Raw genomic sequence first — 14,688 nt, forward strand, 5'->3', positions numbered from 1 at the left:
GCTCTCCTTGCAAAGGGCCGAAAGTGTAACCCATGTCTCCGGAATGAACTGTCACCCATCTCTCGGGAAGGGCACAAAGAGATAGTGTGGAGGCCTGAGTGGGAATTGAACCCACTACGTCGGTTTTGCAGACCGATGCGTCACCGTCCCGCCCTCAGACCATGGCTCCTTGTGCATTGACCGCGACAGCTAGTCAACTTGGCCGGCCTCTGCTCGCAGGTTCGGACCGCGATCCGGCTGCCACCAGTCGAGATGTTCGGAACGCGGCTCGCGTTCAGGCGTTTGTCGCAGATGGCACCGAAAACCCCGACCATTGCGCGCATCTGGCGCGGCAGGACCTCGCCCGGCAGGGCCGACGCCTATGAGCGCTACAATTACGAGGCTGGTATCAAGCCGCTGATCGAGAAAGCGCTTGGCGTGCAGACTTTTCGCGAGGACACGCCGACGCATTCGGAATTCATCACCATCTCCTATTGGGAGAGCGTCGAGGCGATGGCCGCCTTTACCGGCGGCGATCCGCAAAGCATCCACCATCTCGACCGCGACAAGGAGTTCCTGATCGAATTGCCGAAGGGTGTCCAGGTGCTGCGAATCCGTTCCAGCCACGGACTGGTTGGCGGCAGCTGATGTTTGCGGGCTTTGACGCCAGGACCGTTCAAATGGAGGAGACATCGATCTTCGTCAGGGCCGGTGGCTCAGGGCCGCCGTTGCTGCTCCTGCATGGCTTTCCCGAAACGCATGTGATGTGGCGGGACATCGCCGTGGCCCTGGCGCCGCATTTCAGCGTGGTCGCCGCCGATCTGAGAGGCTACGGACAAAGCGGCTGTCCGGCTTCCGGAGCCAATCATGCCGCCTATTCCAAACGAGCGATGGCGCGCGACATGGTGCAGGTTATGGACGTTCTCGGTTTCGACCGTTTCATGGTTGCCGGCCACGACCGTGGCGGTCGCGTCGCCTACCGGCTGGCGCTCGACCATCCCGAAACCGTGTCGAAAGTCGCCGTTCTCGACATCGTCCCCACGGCCTCCGCCTGGGATCGGGCCGATGCCAGGTTGGCGCTGGCCTTCTGGCCGTGGAGCCTGCTCGCCCAGCCGGAACCGCTGCCTGAGCGCCTGTTGTCCGCAGCACCCGACGCAGTTGTCGACAATGCGATCGCCGGCTGGGGCTCGGCTCCAGATGCTTTTCCCGCTGAGGTCAGGGCCGCCTATATCGAGGCGCTGCGTGATCCCGCCCATGCCCACGCCATCTGCGAGGAATATCGCGCCGCCGCAGGCATCGACCGCGAGCACGACGCGCAGGACCAGGCTGATGGCTGTCGCATCAGATGCCCGCTGCTTGCGCTCTGGAGCGGCGAGGGCGGGTTGGAGAACTGGTATGCGGAGGAGGGCGGCCCGTTGGCGATCTGGCGGCAATGGGCTGATAACGTCGGAGGCGGCTCGGTCAAGGGTGGGCATTTCTTCCCGGAAGAGCACCCCGAAGACACGGCTGCAAGGCTGTCGAGATTCTTCGCAAGCTGACTACGGGCCGATTGCTAAATCCGGCCCTGTGTAGTCCTGTGTCGACTATCTCAGATGCCCGAGGGATTGCAGGATCAAAGTGCTCGAAAGACCAAGCAGGGCGATACCGTACAACCGGTCGATCCACACGGCGTTTGGCCCAGCCAGAAGCCTTGCAGCCCGCGCGCCAAGGGCTGCGTAAAACGTCAGCACAAACACATCGGCAAGCGCGGCGATAATGGCCAGGATGCCATACTGGATCGCGATCGGCTCATCCACGCGGACAAAATGCGGCAGGATCGCGGGGAAAAGCAGCCAGGCCGCCGGATTTGTGACCGCCACCAGGAAGCAGCGCCCAATGAGTGCCTTGGCTGAATGGCGTGTTTCGGGAACGTTAGGGTTGAACGAAGGTCGGGACGCGGTGCGCAGGGTACCGATGGCGACGAAAAGCAGATAGCCCGCGCCGAACATCCTGAGAGCCGAGAGATAGAATTCCGAAGCCAGCAGAAGAGCGCCGAAGCCCAGCGCGACGATGCTGATAAGAACGAAATCAGACAGTACGACGCCGGCCATGCCGAGAAACGCGCGTCGAAAACCGTAGCGGGAGCCGTTGGTGATGGCGAGCACGACGTCCGGTCCCGGAACCGCCATTCCGAGCACCGACACGAAGGCAAATGTCACCAGCGGCAGGTTTCCCATGACGCCGCGTAATGTACCCGGCGCTCACCGTCCGTAACGCCCTTCACACAGCGGCTTGGCTATCGCCGATTGTTGTTGGCCACCTTGGCTCAGTGCCCGCCGCGCATCTTCACCACCACAGTCCTCACCGCCAGGACCAGCACGGTGATGATGATCAGGATCACCGAAAGGGCTGCGATCGCCGGGTCGATGTTGTCGCGCAGGCCCATCCACATCAGCCGCGGCAGCGTGATGGCGTTGACCGAGGTGATGAACAGGGTCACGCCGATCTCTTCCCAAGACAGCACGAAGGAGAGAAGTGCAGCGGTGACGATGCCGAACTTGATGTTGGGCATGATGATGCGCGTCGCGCGTTCCCACACGCCGGCGCCAAGGCCGCGCGCGGCAAGGTCGATGCGGCGGTCGAGCTGGCTGAGCGAGACCAGGATCAGCACCGTGGCGAAAGGCACCGTCATCACCGAATGCGCCATGGCGACGCCGAGCCATGTGTCATAGCCAAAGAACGAGCTCATGCCCGAGATCGACGTCAGCAGGAAGTAGAGCGTGATCGCCGAGACCACCGGCGGCACCACCATCGGCAACAGCACGAAGCCGACAAGGGTGGCCGTGAAGCGGGCTGGAACATCCAGACGCCAAGGCTGAAGCACAGCGCCAGCACGGTGGAGATGACGCTGCTGACGATGCCGATGCGGATCGACAGCAGGATGGCGTCGAGCCAGCGCGGATCCTCGATCAGCGCGCGGTAGTGGCGCAGCGACAGTTCGCCCGTCGGCATAGCCAGCATGCGGCTTGGCGTCAGCGACACCGGGATGACCGCCAGCAGCGGCAGCAGCAGGAACAGTGCCACCAGCACGGCGAGGATCAGCGAGACGGGACCGGGGCGATAGGTCGGCATCAGATCAGTTGCTTCGGTCTGACATAGCGGAACAGCAGCGCCATGAGCGCGCCGACGAACAGCACCAGCACGACGCTGATCGCCGCGCCCAGTCCCCAATCGGGACTCTGGAAGATGCGCAGATAGATCAGCTCGGCGATCATCACGCTGCGGCCGCCGCCGAGGATCGCCGGCGTGACGAAGAAGCCGAGCGAGAAGACGAACACGATCATCGCCGAACCGATGATGCCGGAGCGCGTCATCGGCACGAACACGGTCCAGAAGGTGCGCATACGGCTGGAGCCGAGCCCGCGCGCCGCGAGCAGCACGCGCTCGTCGAGGCTGCGCATGGCGGAGGCCAGCGGGAACACCGCGAAGGGAATGAGGAAATGCGTCATGCCGACGATGACGCCGAACTCGTTGCGCACCAGCGCCAGCGGCTCGGAGATGAAGCCGATCGATTGTAGCCAGGTGTTGATCAGGCCGCGGTTGGACAAAAGCGCCACCCAGCCGAAGGCGCGGGTAAGCACCGAGATCCAGAAGGGGACGAGAATGCAGAATTCAGCGATTATGCGCTGTGCCGGGCTGCCGCGCACCCACACCATGGTGATGGCGTATGCCGCCGCCACGGAAACCACGGTCACGATCAGCGCGATGCGCAGCGTGCGGATGAACACAGACTGCACCAGGGCATCGGTGGCGAGCGCGCCATACTGGCCGAGCCCCGGTGTCGGCAAGGTGACGCTCCACTTGACGACGCCGAGGAACGGCCAGGCGTAGGCCAGCACAAGGAACAGAAGCAGCGGCGCCATCAGCACCGCCGCGCCCATCCTGTCGGAGAGGGTGCCTCTCATCGAAGCTCGTGCCCGGCCTGGTCAGGCCGAGATGATCTTGGTGTATTCGTCGAGTGCTGCCCCGTAATTCTTGGCGTACCAGTCCATGTCGAGCGCGATCTGCTTCTTCATGTTTTCGGGATCGACCGGGTTGATGCGCTTCTTGTCGGCGGGGATCAGCGCATCGGCGGCCGGATTGGCCGGACCCTGTCCGAGCTTGTCGAACATCACCAGTTGCTTTTGCGGATCCTGGGCGCTGGCGATGAACTTCATCGCTGCGTCCTTGCCGCCGGGGTTGCCCTTGAGCACGGCCAGCGCGCCGGGCGAAATCAGGCCCTGGTCCCAGATGAACTTGATCTTGCCGCCCGAGTCCTGCTCGATCAGCGAGGCGCGGGTCGACCACACGATCGCCATCGAGGCTTCGCCGTTGAGCAGCACGCTCTGGCTCTCGGCGCCGCCGCCCCAGTAAGCCACGACGTTTTCCTTGAAAGCGGCGATCTTGTCATGCGCTCGCTTCAGGTCGAGCGGGTAGAGCGAGGCCGGCGCGATGCCGTCTGCAAGCAGCGCTGCTTCCCAGCTCGACACGCCCCATTTGTAGAGCGAGCGCTTGCCCGGAAACTTCTTCACGTCGAAGAAGTCGGCCATGCCGGTCGGCGCGTCCTTGCCGTATTTCTCCGAGTCATAGGCGATGACGTAGGAGAAGAAATAGGTCGAGGCCGCGTATTCCCAGCCGAAGCCTTCTCGCATCTTCTTCTTGTCGACGACGGCGTAGTCGATCGGCTCGAGCGCACCCTGGGCGCCGAGCGTGATGGCCGAGAACGGGTCGACATCGACGAGATCCCAGGTCGGCGCGCCGCTCTTGAACTGTGCGGCAATCGCGCCTTCGGTCGGGCCCGAACCGTCCATCTTGACGGCGATGCCGGTCTCCTTAGTGAAGGCCTGGCCATAGGCGGCGTCATAAGCGGTGAGGGCATCGCCACCCCAGTTGACCAGCACCAGTTCCTTGGCCTGCGCAAACGCGCCGGTCGAGCGCAGCAGCATCGGCGTGCCGGCCAGCACGAAGGCTGCAAGCTGGGTGAATTGCCGGCGCGAAATCTCGCCGCGCACAGCCCGGGCGGATAGCGCGTCCATGGCTTGTTTTTTGCTTTGGTCTGTCATTTTAGTTCCCCTTTTTCGTTGTTGGTTCCGGTGGTTATGGCGCGCTCCAGATTCTTTGCTGGAAGACTTCGCCGTTCTCGTCGTCATCCTCCGTCCGGAAGGAGGAAACCCTTTTCCGCCGGCCAGGTCAGCCAGACGGAATTGCCTTTGCTCAGCGCCGCCGCCGCGACCTCGTTCGGCACCGAGACGGTCACCTTGGCGCCCTGGCGCGTCGTCAGATCGAGTTTGGTCGCCGCACCCAGATAGGTCGAGCCGATGGCGGTGGCGGCGATGCCATTCTCGCCGGCGGCGGCTTCGCGCGCGATCGACATATGCTCGGGCCGGATCGCCAGGATCGCATCGCCACGGACTTTCTCGGCCTTGCAGAGCATGTTGACCGCGCGGTCCTCGCAGAGGCCTGTCGAGCCATTGTCGGCGGGCTTGACCCCCTTCAACGGCAGCATGTTGATCTCGCCCAGGAACTCAGCGACGAAACGATTGGCCGGCCGGTCATACACCTCGTCCGGTGCACCGACCTGCAGCAATTTGCCATGGTTGAAGATGGCGACGCGCGACGACAGCGCCAGCGCCTCGCTCTGGTCGTGGGTAACGAAGACGAAGGTGGTGCCGGTCTCCTGATGCAGCCGCTTCATCTCGGCCTGCATCAGGCCGCGCAGGCTCTTGTCGAGCGCTGAGAACGGCTCGTCGAGGAGCAGCACGCCGGGTTCGAACACCAGCGCACGCGCCAGTGCCACGCGCTGCTGCTGGCCGCCGGAAAGTTGCGCCGGCAGTTTCGTCTCATGGCCCTTGAGGCCGACGCGCTCGATCATCTCGGCAACGCGGCGCTTGATCTCGGAAGCCGATTTCTTGCGTACCTTGAGCGGGAAGGCGATGTTGGCCTCGACCGACATGTGCGGGAACAGCGCATAGCCCTGGAAGACCATGCCGGCGGCACGCTGTTCGGCCGGCCGCTCGGTGATGTCGATGCCGTCGCTGAAAAGCTTGCCGGCGGTCGGTTGCACGAAGCCGGCGAGGATCATCAGGAATGTGGTCTTGCCCGAGCCGGAGGGACCGAGCAGCGTCAAAAACTCGCCGCGGCCGATATTGAGCGTCAGGTCGTCCAGCGCCCGGAACGAGCCGAAGCTCTTGCCGATCCCGATTGCCTTGATCTCTGCGGCCCGGCCGGGTTGCTGCATCCTGCCTCTTCCTTGGTCGTAGCTTGAGCGTAGGGCAGGGCCCCGGCTCACCGCAACCGAATAGTTTTCGCCTGATCGGCAAATTTGATTCACGGATGGGAGGCTAGTACGGGCTGATCCGGTTCTCCGACAGCTTCGACCTCAACCACCCATTGAATGCTTCCAGCACCGGGTGGCTGGCCTTGGCATGTTCCGACACCAGGAAATACGAGCGCGGCGAGGGGATCGCGATATCGAAGGGGCGCACCAGACGGCCTTCGCTCAGCGCCCGGCGGCTGGTCAGCTCGTCGCCCATGGCGATGCCCTGGCCGGCGATCGCCGCGGAAAAAACGAGGTTCATGTCCGAGAAGAAGATGCCGCCTTCGGTGTCGGGGTTTTCCACCTTGGACAGCGCCAGCCAGCGCGCCCAGTCCTCGGTGTCGCCGAGATGCAGGAGATTGGCGCGCAGCACGTCGGCCGGTTTTGAAAAGCCGCCGACCTTGTTGAGCAGTGTCGGGCTGCAAAGTGGCGTGAACGAGATTTCGCACAGCAACTCCACCGAGCGGTTCGGCCAGTTGCCGACGCCAAAGGCAATGAAGGCATCGGCGTCCGGATTGCTGACATCGTCCAGCCGCCTGGGCGTCAGGATCGACAGCGCCACGTCCGGATACATTTGCCGGAACTCGCCGATATGCGTGCATAAAAACAGAGAGGCGAAGCCCGGCGTGCAGGAAACGGCGAACGAGCCGCCGACGCCCGTGCCGGCCTGGCGCGTCACCGCATCGCCGAGCACCGTCAGCGCCTTTCTCACATCGGCGGCATAGCGCTGGCCGCGCGGTGTCAGCGCCACGCCCTTGCCGATGCGCTCCAGCAGGTCGAAGCCGAGGTCGCGTTCGAGCAGCCGCAACTGATGGCTGACGGCGCTGCGGGTCAAATGCAGTTCATCGGCTGCGCGCCAGACGCTGCCGTGACGGGCAAAACTGTCGAGGGCGCGCAACGCCTGTGTGGAAGGTATTCGCAAGAGGCCTCAGGTGAACCGAATTTGCATGAACCGGAAAAACATATCACTTTTTGCAATGCCGCTTCACTGCTTTCTTGGGCCGCATGGAGAAACCGGTGACGACCTCGGCGCAAGCCACCGCGCTTGCCTGTCTCGATAGCATCCAGCCGTCGCTGTCGGCGTGGACGCGCACCATTTTCGATTTCGGCGAAACAGCCTGGCGCGAATACCAGTCGGCGGCCTGGTATGTCGCGCGGCTGAAGCATGAGGGCTTTTCGGTCGAGGAAGGGTCGGCCGGCATGCCGACCGCCTTTTGCGCCCACTGGACGAATGGCCCGGGGCCGACCATCGGCATGTACGGCGAATACGACGCGGTGCCCGGCAACTGCCAGGACGCGGCAACGGTGAAGCGATCGCGGCCGGGCCTCGGCAGCGAGGCCGGCGGCCACACCGATCCGCATTCCGGGCTTGGCATTGCCGGCCTCGGCGGACTTCTCGCCACCAAGGCGGCAATGCAACGCCACGGCATCGAGGGGACGCTGCGCTTCACCGGCGAGCCGGCCGAGAAGGTCAGGGGCTCGAAGCCGATCCATGCAGCCAAAGGCTATTATGACGGCCTTGCCGGCATGATCTCGTTCCATCCCTTCTATATGCTGCCGCTCTGCAACACGGCGCGTTGGGACACGCATTGCGGCGCGGCCTACGCGATGATCTACCGTTTTGTCTGCGACGAACCCGAAAACTGGGTTCGCGCAAGCGATGGCGCGCCGATCCCGCAGGCGCATTCGGCGGTGCGGGCGCCCGGCGCCAATGACGCGCTGATGACGATGTACATGACCTCCAAGGCGCTGCGCGATTCCATGCTGCCTCACCAGGGCGGCTGGTCGATCAGCGAGGCGATCCTCACCGCCGGGCAGGCGACCGCCGACAATCTGCCGGCGGGGCTGGCCGAGATCCAGTACATGATCCGCGTGCCGACCATTGCCATGGCAGAGCAGGTCACCGCGGTGCTCGACCGTAATGCGGCCGCGGCCGCGGCGATCAGCGGTTGTCGCTATGAGCGCCATTGGGTGTCGAAGTCGCGGCCGGGCCTCGCCAATCACGCCATGGCAGGGATTGCCTATGAGGCGCTGTCCACCGTTGGCGCTCCGAACTGGGACGACGCGGCGAAAGCGATCGGTCGCGAGGTCCAGGTCAATGCCGGCGGCACCGCGACCGACAACCCTTTCATCGACGAGATGGAGCGGCTGGTTGCGCCGCAAGAGGCCGAGGCAATCCTGCGCCGCGATTTGCCTCCGTCGCAGATCAACTCGACCTCCGACGACTACACCGACATGTCGTGGCACACGCCGACCGCACGCTTCTATGTCGCCCGCCCGGCGCTGCGCTCGGCGAATGGCCATGCCTATCCATCCTGGGCGATGAACGCGCTGGGCGGTATCTCGGCCACCATCGACCCGATGGTCATTTGCGCCGCCAAGACGGTTGCGCTTGCAGCCCTCCGCCTGCTCGAGGACAAGGCCGCGCGCGATGCGGCCATGGACGAATTCGTCACCCGCACCGGCGGCGGCATTGGTGGCTCCAACTGGATCGCGCCGCTTTGCGACTATGACCCGCCGATCAATTTCCGCTGGCCGGAATATGTCACCACCGCGCGCGGACGCGATTGGTGGATTCCGAGCAGCCAATCCAATCAAAGCTGCATAGTCAAATCGAGGAGAACCTTATGACCGTCCATGATCGCATCGTCGCCGAGCCGTTTTCGCTGCAGCGCCGCAACCCCGCCGGCGGCACCAAGCCGCTGACATCATGGGGCTTTGCCAACGAGACCGACGTGCTGACAGACGTGTTGCTCGGCTCGCCAAACTTCCTGCGCCACCTCTCGACCAGCTCGCTCTCGCGCAAGCATTTGCGCGAAGCGCCCTGCAACGTTCAGATCGCCCAGGCGCAGCACAAGGACCTCGTCGCCGCCTATGAGCATTTCGGCGTCAACATCCACTGGCACGAGCCGACGCCGGAACTGCCGATGCAGGTCTATTCCAGAGACTCCAGCGTCATGACGCCCTACGGCGCCTTCATCACCGCCATGGCCAATTGGTGGCGGCGCGGCGAGAACTATGCCGCCATCCGCACCTATGAAAAGCTCGGCATCCCCATCTACGACATGGTCACGGCTGGCACCTTCGAAGGCGGCGACTTCAACGTCATCGAGGAGGGCGTGGTGCTGATCGGCTGCGGCGGCGCCCGCACGCAGGAAGAGGGCGCCCGCCAGGTGCAGGACTGGTTCGAAAAGGAAGGCTGGGAAACGCGCCTCGCCTTCATCGACGAATATTACGTCCATATCGACCTGATGGTGGTGCCGATCGCCGAAAAACTCACCGCGGTGTGTCTGGCCTGCACCGAGCCCGGCATCGTCGACTGGCTGAAGGGCAAGGGCCACGAGATCATCGACGTGCCGTTCCAGGACACGATGGCGCTCGGCTGCAACTTCATGTCGCTTGGCAAGGACAGGGTGATCGCGCCGACGTCGAGCCAGTCGCTGATCGGCCAACTCAAAGCGCGCGGCTTCGAGGTTGCTGCCGTCGACATGAGCGAGATTTCCAAGACCGGCGGCGGCATTCACTGCATGGCGCAGGCGCTCAAGCGCGAGCCGGCGTAAGGGCACGAATTGCCGCCGGGACCTGTCACGGACTGCTGTCAGATTTGACAAAACAGGCCTGGCAGAGGAAATTGATGCCATTAGAGGAGGGATTCTGTGAAGAAAACTTACGAAAAGCCGAGTCTGGCCAAAGCCGGCAAACTCGGATCGCTGGTCGCTTCAAACCCGTCGAAGCCCGCCCCCTGAGCCAGCCGCTGAAGGCCGAAATTCGGTCGTCCTGGTTACCGACGACCGGATCGCGCTGTATGATTGAAGGGAGCCCGCCGGCTTTGAACGGCGGGCTTTTGCTTTGCGCCAGAGCGCCGCCGCGTCAACTGGCTAGCCCAGTCTTCCCGACCCTGAATTGAACTTGCGCCGGGCGTTTTCCAGATGCGCGGCGCTCGATCGCCTCGAACACCGCCTGGTGGCCGGCAAAACTCCTGCGGTTTTCGATCTCCGTATTGGCCACGTGGATGCGCTGGTTGATCAGCCATTCGACCTAGCCGATGATTTGAAAACCAAGCCAGCTTCCCCAAAAGATCATGCCCAAACAAAGCCATAGCGCGAAGACCACATGCGCGCCGTTCCCGCCCGCTCGGCGATCAGGGAGTGGCTGGCGTGAGATGGCCGCGCTGACGACGGAACGAGATCGCCTCGTCTGGCCGGCCGGACTCGCGACGGCGTGGTCCGGCCGGAATTCCATCTGCTATGCGGGTATCAATACGGCGATGCGATGCACGCCGACCTCCTTGCTTGTATTCGTCGCTTCATCGGTCTTGCCCTTGGAGCAGGTGTACATATCACCCGTCTTGAGCTTGAATTCCTTGTCCGCTTTCTTGATCGTGAATGCACCTGAGGTAATGGTGCACACCATGTCGTTGTCCATCACGGTTTGAGGAGCATGTGCTCCGGGCTGAAACACAACGTCGATAATTGCGATGCTCTTGTAGGCGGGAATGTCTGCATTGCCGGTGCCGACCTCCACCACCCTGACACCGGGCGCAATCTCCTTGCCCTCTTTCGGGCCGTATTTCTTGATTTTTGCCGATGCCGCCAAGGTGAACAAAGGCGCTACCGCGGCGGTCGTCAGACCGAGGGCAATTGCAGACCTGCGATTCATGGTTTTCATTGCATCCTCCCGATGCTCGTCATGCATGGATATGCACGACCGGCGATATATTAGCACAAACGAATTTACTTGTATGCAAAGTGACTGTGGCGCAGGCCAGCAAGAAATGCTCCGCCGGATAATGTCGCTTCACTGTACCTTTTGCCGGAATTTCGAATGACAGGTCGAGCAATCCTGCAGGATGAGATGCAGGATATGCTCCGCCGGCAGTTTGGTCGGATCGGCTTCCTCTGGAATCGAGCGCTTGCCGAGCAGGCTGCCGCCGCCCATCGCCAGGCCGGTGCCCATGCGCATGTCATCGGTGATGACGGCCGGCGCGCTTTCGGCCTTGGCGGCCAGAGCGTCGGCCAGCGTTCCGATATGATTTGCCAGGGCCTCGAATTCCGCCCGTGACTGATCGATCTCCAGCCTGGCCTGCGAAGGCGGTCCAAGCGAGCCGCTCGGAAATTCGGCAATCAGGGCAGGGCCGATGCGCGCGCGCAGCGTGTCCGCTGCCGCCTTGAAGGCTGCCGCGTCATAGGCTTGCCTGCGGTCGAACATGCCGGCAATGGTTTTCGCAGCCGCCGCCATCTCCTTCATCGACGCCTGGCGGGCCGCGACGATCGGTCCGCTGCCGACGGAGGCGCCCATCGTAAGGGCACAGACCAGCCACAGCAGCGCCGCTTTCACAGTCCATCTCACGGCGCCATGTCCTTGCCCCATTCATCCGTGCTCAGCCAGCCGCAGCAGGGGTTCGACCTGCAGTCGGATTCTTCGGTCGTGATGCCGGTTCTCATCGGTAAATTTCCGTCGCCGGAGGTCTCCGTCTCTGAGCAGATAGACCTTCCAGCCACCGGAAGGTCAACTGATTGCGAAGGCCGATCAGCGGGCAATCAGCACAGGCTTGCAGCAAGCTGACGCAGCGTTTCCTTGACTTGGATCGCAAAAACGGGCAGCAAGGCGGGGGTGAGGGAGAGCATTCTACCGTGGCGCAGACCATGGAGTGCTCTTTTTTTCGTATCAGGCGCCGCATAATCGGTGGCTGATGGAGGGATTGGTTAACCAACTTTGTCCATCTTTTGATTCAATCGGCAACAGACGCGAAAGGTGCAGGGGGCACCAGCGAACTGTGGATGTCACGGATGCGAGGGTCGCAAGCCTGCATGCCGATTGAGAGTGGTTGTATGGCGTTTTTGCGTTTGAAAGACCGGGGCGATACTCCTGAACGGGGTTTGACTTCGAAGAGATCCGGCCAGCGCTGGGTGGTGGTGCCGGTTGTCGGCGCGGCCTTGGCGCTGTGGTCGGTGGCAACTATGGCCGGCCTCTATTCGCTCGGTACCTCGCTCACCGCAGCCTCCAACAGCCTTCCGCACAGTCTGCTTCTGCCGAACGCAGCACTTGCCGATTCGCGCCGCAGCCTCGCCAATTCGTGGGCGCCTCGGCTTTCGGCGCAAAAATCACAGGCCTCGCTGCTCAGCCAATGCGACGCCGGCTGCGCGCATGCCGCCGCGAACTTCGCGCATGACGGCAAGATGGCGCGGCTGAAGCCGGCCGCGCACGCTGTGGCCCCGAGCAGTGTCGCCTCAAACATTGCGCCAAACACCAGCGTCGCTCTCGCCACTTCGCGCGGCATGCGCTTCGACGGCGTGGTGGCCAAGGCAGAGCTGTCGCCGCAAAAGCTGGCTGCCGCCTTCGCCAAGGCCTCGAATGCGCCCTTCATGCTTGCCAGCCTTCCGGTCGCTGCCCGTTTCGCCGAAGTCCGGCTGCCCGATCAGCATGGCCCGGCCTCGGAACGCTTTGGGCCGGAAGTGGCTGAGATCGAACGCTCATCGCGCCTGGCGCTGGCGCTGGCCAACAGCTTGCCGGAAGACGCTGACATGCTGGCCCCGCCGCCGGCCGTTGAAGCAATCGCCGGAGGGCAGGATCCTGAGCAGGCCGAGGTTCAGGTCGCTTCGCTGCCGCCGCAGGACGATCTGCCCGACAACATTGCGTTGCCCGGTTGGCGTCCACGCGCCGAAACCGCTCAGCCTGCCGAGGCTCGGCAAGCCAGCAAGCCCAGGGCAGCCAAGCCACAGACCGACAGGACGCCCGAGAGCCCCGCACCCCAGTCGCCGGGCAATTCGTCGCCGCGCTCGCCACGCAGTACTTCGGAGGTCGCCGCACTGCCTGGCGTGCCAGACAGCCAGAGCATCCAATCAAGCCGGATCAAGCCTGGCAAACGGTCGAAGACACAGGCCGGCGAGATGCTGGCCTATGCCAAGCCGGACGTCCCGGCGGGCGGTGTCGGTCGCGCCTTCAAGGATCTGTTCGCCACGCCCGGAATGGGCGGCGGCGTCGCCGTGTACGATATCTCGGCCAAGACCGTCTATATGCCGGACGGCTCGCGGCTGGAGGCCCATTCGGGGCTGGGTTCGATGGTCGACCAGCCGCGCTTCGTGCACAAGAAGAATGTCGGCCCGACGCCGCCCAACACCTATGATCTGCGACTGCGCGAATCCCGCTTCCATGGCGTCGAGGCGCTCCGTCTCACTCCGGTCAGCGGCGGCAATAAATACGGCCGCGACGGCCTGCTCGCCCACACCTACATGCTGCGCGGCGGCCGTGCGGAATCCAATGGCTGCGTCGTCTTCAAGGACTACGCCCGCTTCCTTGCCGCCTACAAGAAGGGCAAGATTAAGCGCCTCGTCGTCGTGCCGCGCCTGACCAAGCCGCTGACGCGGGTCGCTCAGGAAGGCCGGGGAGCGTAAGGCAGTAGGCAGTAGGCAGTAGGCAGTAGGCAGTAGGCAGTAGGCAGTAGGGCCCAGGAGCGTCCATCGCCTGTTGATTGTTTTTCTGCCCCTATTGCCTATTCCCCACTGCCTATTCCCTTTTCACCCCCAGGCAGACTATGAGTGACCCCTGCGGGTCGGCTTCACCACGAGGACATCCATGACAATACGCGCTGTCGTTTGGGGCGAGAACATCCATGAGCGGACCAATGAGGTGGTCGCAGCCCTCTATCCCGAGGGCATGCACACGACCATCGCCAAGGCGCTGAATGCCGACAAGGCGATCTCCGCCTCGACCGCCACGCTCGATCAGCCGGAGCACGGCCTGCCGGCCGACCGTCTGGCCGAGACCGACGTGCTGGTCTGGTGGGGCCACAAGGATCATGGCGCGGTGGCCGACGAGATCGTCGAGCGCGTCGCCCGCCGCGTTTGGGAGGGGATGGGGCTGATCGTTCTCCATTCCGGCCATTTCTCGAAAATCTTCAAGCGGCTGATGGGCACGCCCTGCACGCTGAAATGGCGCGAGGCGGGCGAGCGCGAGCGGCTTTGGGTGACCAGTCCCAGCCATCCGATCGCCGAGGGCGTCGGCGAATATTTCGAGCTCGAGAATGAAGAAATGTATGGCGAGCAGTTCGCCGTGCCCGAACCTCTGGAGACCGTCTTCATCTCCTGGTTCCAGGGCGGCGAGGTGTTCCGTTCTGGGCTGACCTATCGCCGCGGCGCCGGCAATGTCTTCTACTTCCGCCCGGGCCACGAGACCTATCCGACCTATCACGACGCCAATGTGCACAAGGTGCTGCGCAATGCGGTGAAGTGGGCGCACAATCCGCAGGGCACCAAGTCGGCGATCCTCGAGGCGCCGAACGTGCCGGTCGAGAAGGCGCTGGAGCCGATCGTCGAGCGCGGCGGCAAGCTGCACGCTTCGGGCGAGGCCGGCTTCCGCTAAAGCAAAATCCAGGA

13 protein-coding genes, 1 tRNA gene and 1 pseudogene are annotated in these 14,688 nt (G+C 63.5%); 6 read left to right on the forward strand and 9 right to left on the reverse strand.

Annotated elements, in window-relative coordinates:
• Positions 1 to 87: 87 nt before the first annotated feature.
• A tRNA-Cys gene (locus X756_RS138155) sits at positions 88 to 161 on the reverse strand.
• A 130-nt stretch (positions 162 to 291) separates the two neighbouring features.
• Between X756_RS138155 and X756_RS138150 the strand changes: the two genes are divergently transcribed.
• The gene (locus tag X756_RS138150) at positions 292 to 627 is read left to right on the forward strand and encodes a hypothetical protein (protein WP_023738659.1); all 336 of its coding nucleotides are present in this window, start codon (positions 292 to 294) and stop codon (positions 625 to 627) included.
• Positions 628 to 659: 32 nt separating this feature from the next.
• Positions 660 to 1,517, forward strand: a complete 858-nt coding sequence (locus X756_RS138145; protein WP_198031602.1) for an alpha/beta hydrolase — start codon at positions 660 to 662, stop codon at positions 1,515 to 1,517.
• 45 nt (positions 1,518 to 1,562) lie between these two features.
• On the opposite strand, the gene X756_RS138140 is transcribed toward X756_RS138145, so the two are convergent.
• From X756_RS138140 to X756_RS138120, 6 genes and pseudogenes are all read right to left on the reverse strand, one after another.
• Positions 1,563 to 2,195 (reverse strand): LysE family translocator, encoded by a 633-nt coding sequence (locus tag X756_RS138140; RefSeq protein WP_023684770.1) that lies wholly within the window; start codon positions 2,193 to 2,195, stop codon positions 1,563 to 1,565.
• Between the two features lie 89 nt (positions 2,196 to 2,284).
• Positions 2,285 to 3,090: pseudogene (locus tag X756_RS01000000166180) on the reverse strand (ABC transporter permease).
• Positions 3,090 to 3,923, reverse strand: a complete 834-nt coding sequence (locus tag X756_RS138135; RefSeq protein WP_023670301.1) for an ABC transporter permease — start codon at positions 3,921 to 3,923, stop codon at positions 3,090 to 3,092. Before X756_RS138135 ends, X756_RS01000000166180 begins: the two are co-directional and overlap by 1 nt.
• A gap of 21 nt (positions 3,924 to 3,944) precedes the next feature.
• Entirely contained in the window at positions 3,945 to 5,060 is a 1,116-nt protein-coding gene (locus X756_RS138130; RefSeq protein ID WP_023705216.1) for an ABC transporter substrate-binding protein, read from the reverse strand.
• 83 nt (positions 5,061 to 5,143) lie between these two features.
• Complete coding sequence (locus tag X756_RS138125; RefSeq protein ID WP_023731629.1) at positions 5,144 to 6,235, reverse strand: ABC transporter ATP-binding protein; 1,092 nt, start codon at positions 6,233 to 6,235, stop codon at positions 5,144 to 5,146.
• A gap of 103 nt (positions 6,236 to 6,338) precedes the next feature.
• Positions 6,339 to 7,235, reverse strand: coding sequence for a LysR substrate-binding domain-containing protein (locus X756_RS138120; RefSeq protein ID WP_023684774.1), 897 nt, complete (start codon positions 7,233 to 7,235; stop codon positions 6,339 to 6,341).
• A gap of 83 nt (positions 7,236 to 7,318) precedes the next feature.
• On the opposite strand from X756_RS138120, the gene X756_RS138115 reads away from it, so the two are divergent.
• Positions 7,319 to 8,944: a peptidase M20 gene (locus tag X756_RS138115; RefSeq protein WP_031239584.1), complete on the forward strand. Its 1,626-nt coding sequence runs from the start codon at positions 7,319 to 7,321 to the stop codon at positions 8,942 to 8,944.
• Entirely contained in the window at positions 8,941 to 9,873 is a 933-nt protein-coding gene (locus tag X756_RS138110) for a dimethylarginine dimethylaminohydrolase family protein (protein ID WP_023693913.1), read from the forward strand. The genes X756_RS138115 and X756_RS138110 overlap by 4 nt, the downstream gene beginning before the upstream one ends.
• A 685-nt stretch (positions 9,874 to 10,558) precedes the next feature.
• On the opposite strand, the gene X756_RS138105 is transcribed toward X756_RS138110, so the two are convergent.
• On the reverse strand, positions 10,559 to 10,981 hold the full coding sequence (locus X756_RS138105; RefSeq protein WP_023684778.1) for a hypothetical protein: 423 nt from the start codon (positions 10,979 to 10,981) through the stop codon (positions 10,559 to 10,561).
• A gap of 129 nt (positions 10,982 to 11,110) precedes the next feature.
• The gene (locus tag X756_RS138100) at positions 11,111 to 11,662 is read right to left on the reverse strand and encodes a cytochrome c (RefSeq protein WP_245263134.1); all 552 of its coding nucleotides are present in this window, start codon (positions 11,660 to 11,662) and stop codon (positions 11,111 to 11,113) included.
• A 530-nt stretch (positions 11,663 to 12,192) separates the two neighbouring features.
• Between X756_RS138100 and X756_RS138095 the strand changes: the two genes are divergently transcribed.
• Together X756_RS138095 and X756_RS138090 are read left to right on the forward strand one after the other, a co-directional pair.
• Positions 12,193 to 13,707, forward strand: coding sequence for a DUF2778 domain-containing protein (locus X756_RS138095; protein WP_023684781.1), 1,515 nt, complete (start codon positions 12,193 to 12,195; stop codon positions 13,705 to 13,707).
• A gap of 181 nt (positions 13,708 to 13,888) precedes the next feature.
• On the forward strand, positions 13,889 to 14,674 hold the full coding sequence (locus X756_RS138090; RefSeq protein WP_023684782.1) for a ThuA domain-containing protein: 786 nt from the start codon (positions 13,889 to 13,891) through the stop codon (positions 14,672 to 14,674).
• The last annotated feature ends 14 nt before the right edge of the window (positions 14,675 to 14,688 follow it).

Source organism: Mesorhizobium sp. LNJC405B00 (genome assembly GCF_000502615.1).
Lineage (GTDB): Bacteria > Pseudomonadota > Alphaproteobacteria > Rhizobiales > Rhizobiaceae > Mesorhizobium.

Excerpts from the sequence above, each read along its gene's own strand:
- X756_RS138090 (WP_023684782.1), top strand. The coding sequence starts at position 13,889 with ATGACAATACGCGCTGTCGTTTGGGGCGAGAACATCCATGAGCGGACC.
- X756_RS138130 (WP_023705216.1), bottom strand. The coding sequence starts at position 5,060 with ATGACAGACCAAAGCAAAAAACAAGCCATGGACGCGCTATCCGCCCGG.
- X756_RS138145 (WP_198031602.1), top strand. The coding sequence starts at position 660 with ATGGAGGAGACATCGATCTTCGTCAGGGCCGGTGGCTCAGGGCCGCCG.
- X756_RS138135 (WP_023670301.1), bottom strand. The coding sequence starts at position 3,923 with ATGAGAGGCACCCTCTCCGACAGGATGGGCGCGGCGGTGCTGATGGCG.
- X756_RS138105 (WP_023684778.1), bottom strand. The coding sequence starts at position 10,981 with ATGAAAACCATGAATCGCAGGTCTGCAATTGCCCTCGGTCTGACGACC.
- X756_RS138140 (WP_023684770.1), bottom strand. The coding sequence starts at position 2,195 with ATGGGAAACCTGCCGCTGGTGACATTTGCCTTCGTGTCGGTGCTCGGA.
- X756_RS138115 (WP_031239584.1), top strand. The coding sequence starts at position 7,319 with ATGGAGAAACCGGTGACGACCTCGGCGCAAGCCACCGCGCTTGCCTGT.
- X756_RS138125 (WP_023731629.1), bottom strand. The coding sequence starts at position 6,235 with ATGCAGCAACCCGGCCGGGCCGCAGAGATCAAGGCAATCGGGATCGGC.
- X756_RS138150 (WP_023738659.1), top strand. The coding sequence starts at position 292 with ATGGCACCGAAAACCCCGACCATTGCGCGCATCTGGCGCGGCAGGACC.
- X756_RS138110 (WP_023693913.1), top strand. The coding sequence starts at position 8,941 with ATGACCGTCCATGATCGCATCGTCGCCGAGCCGTTTTCGCTGCAGCGC.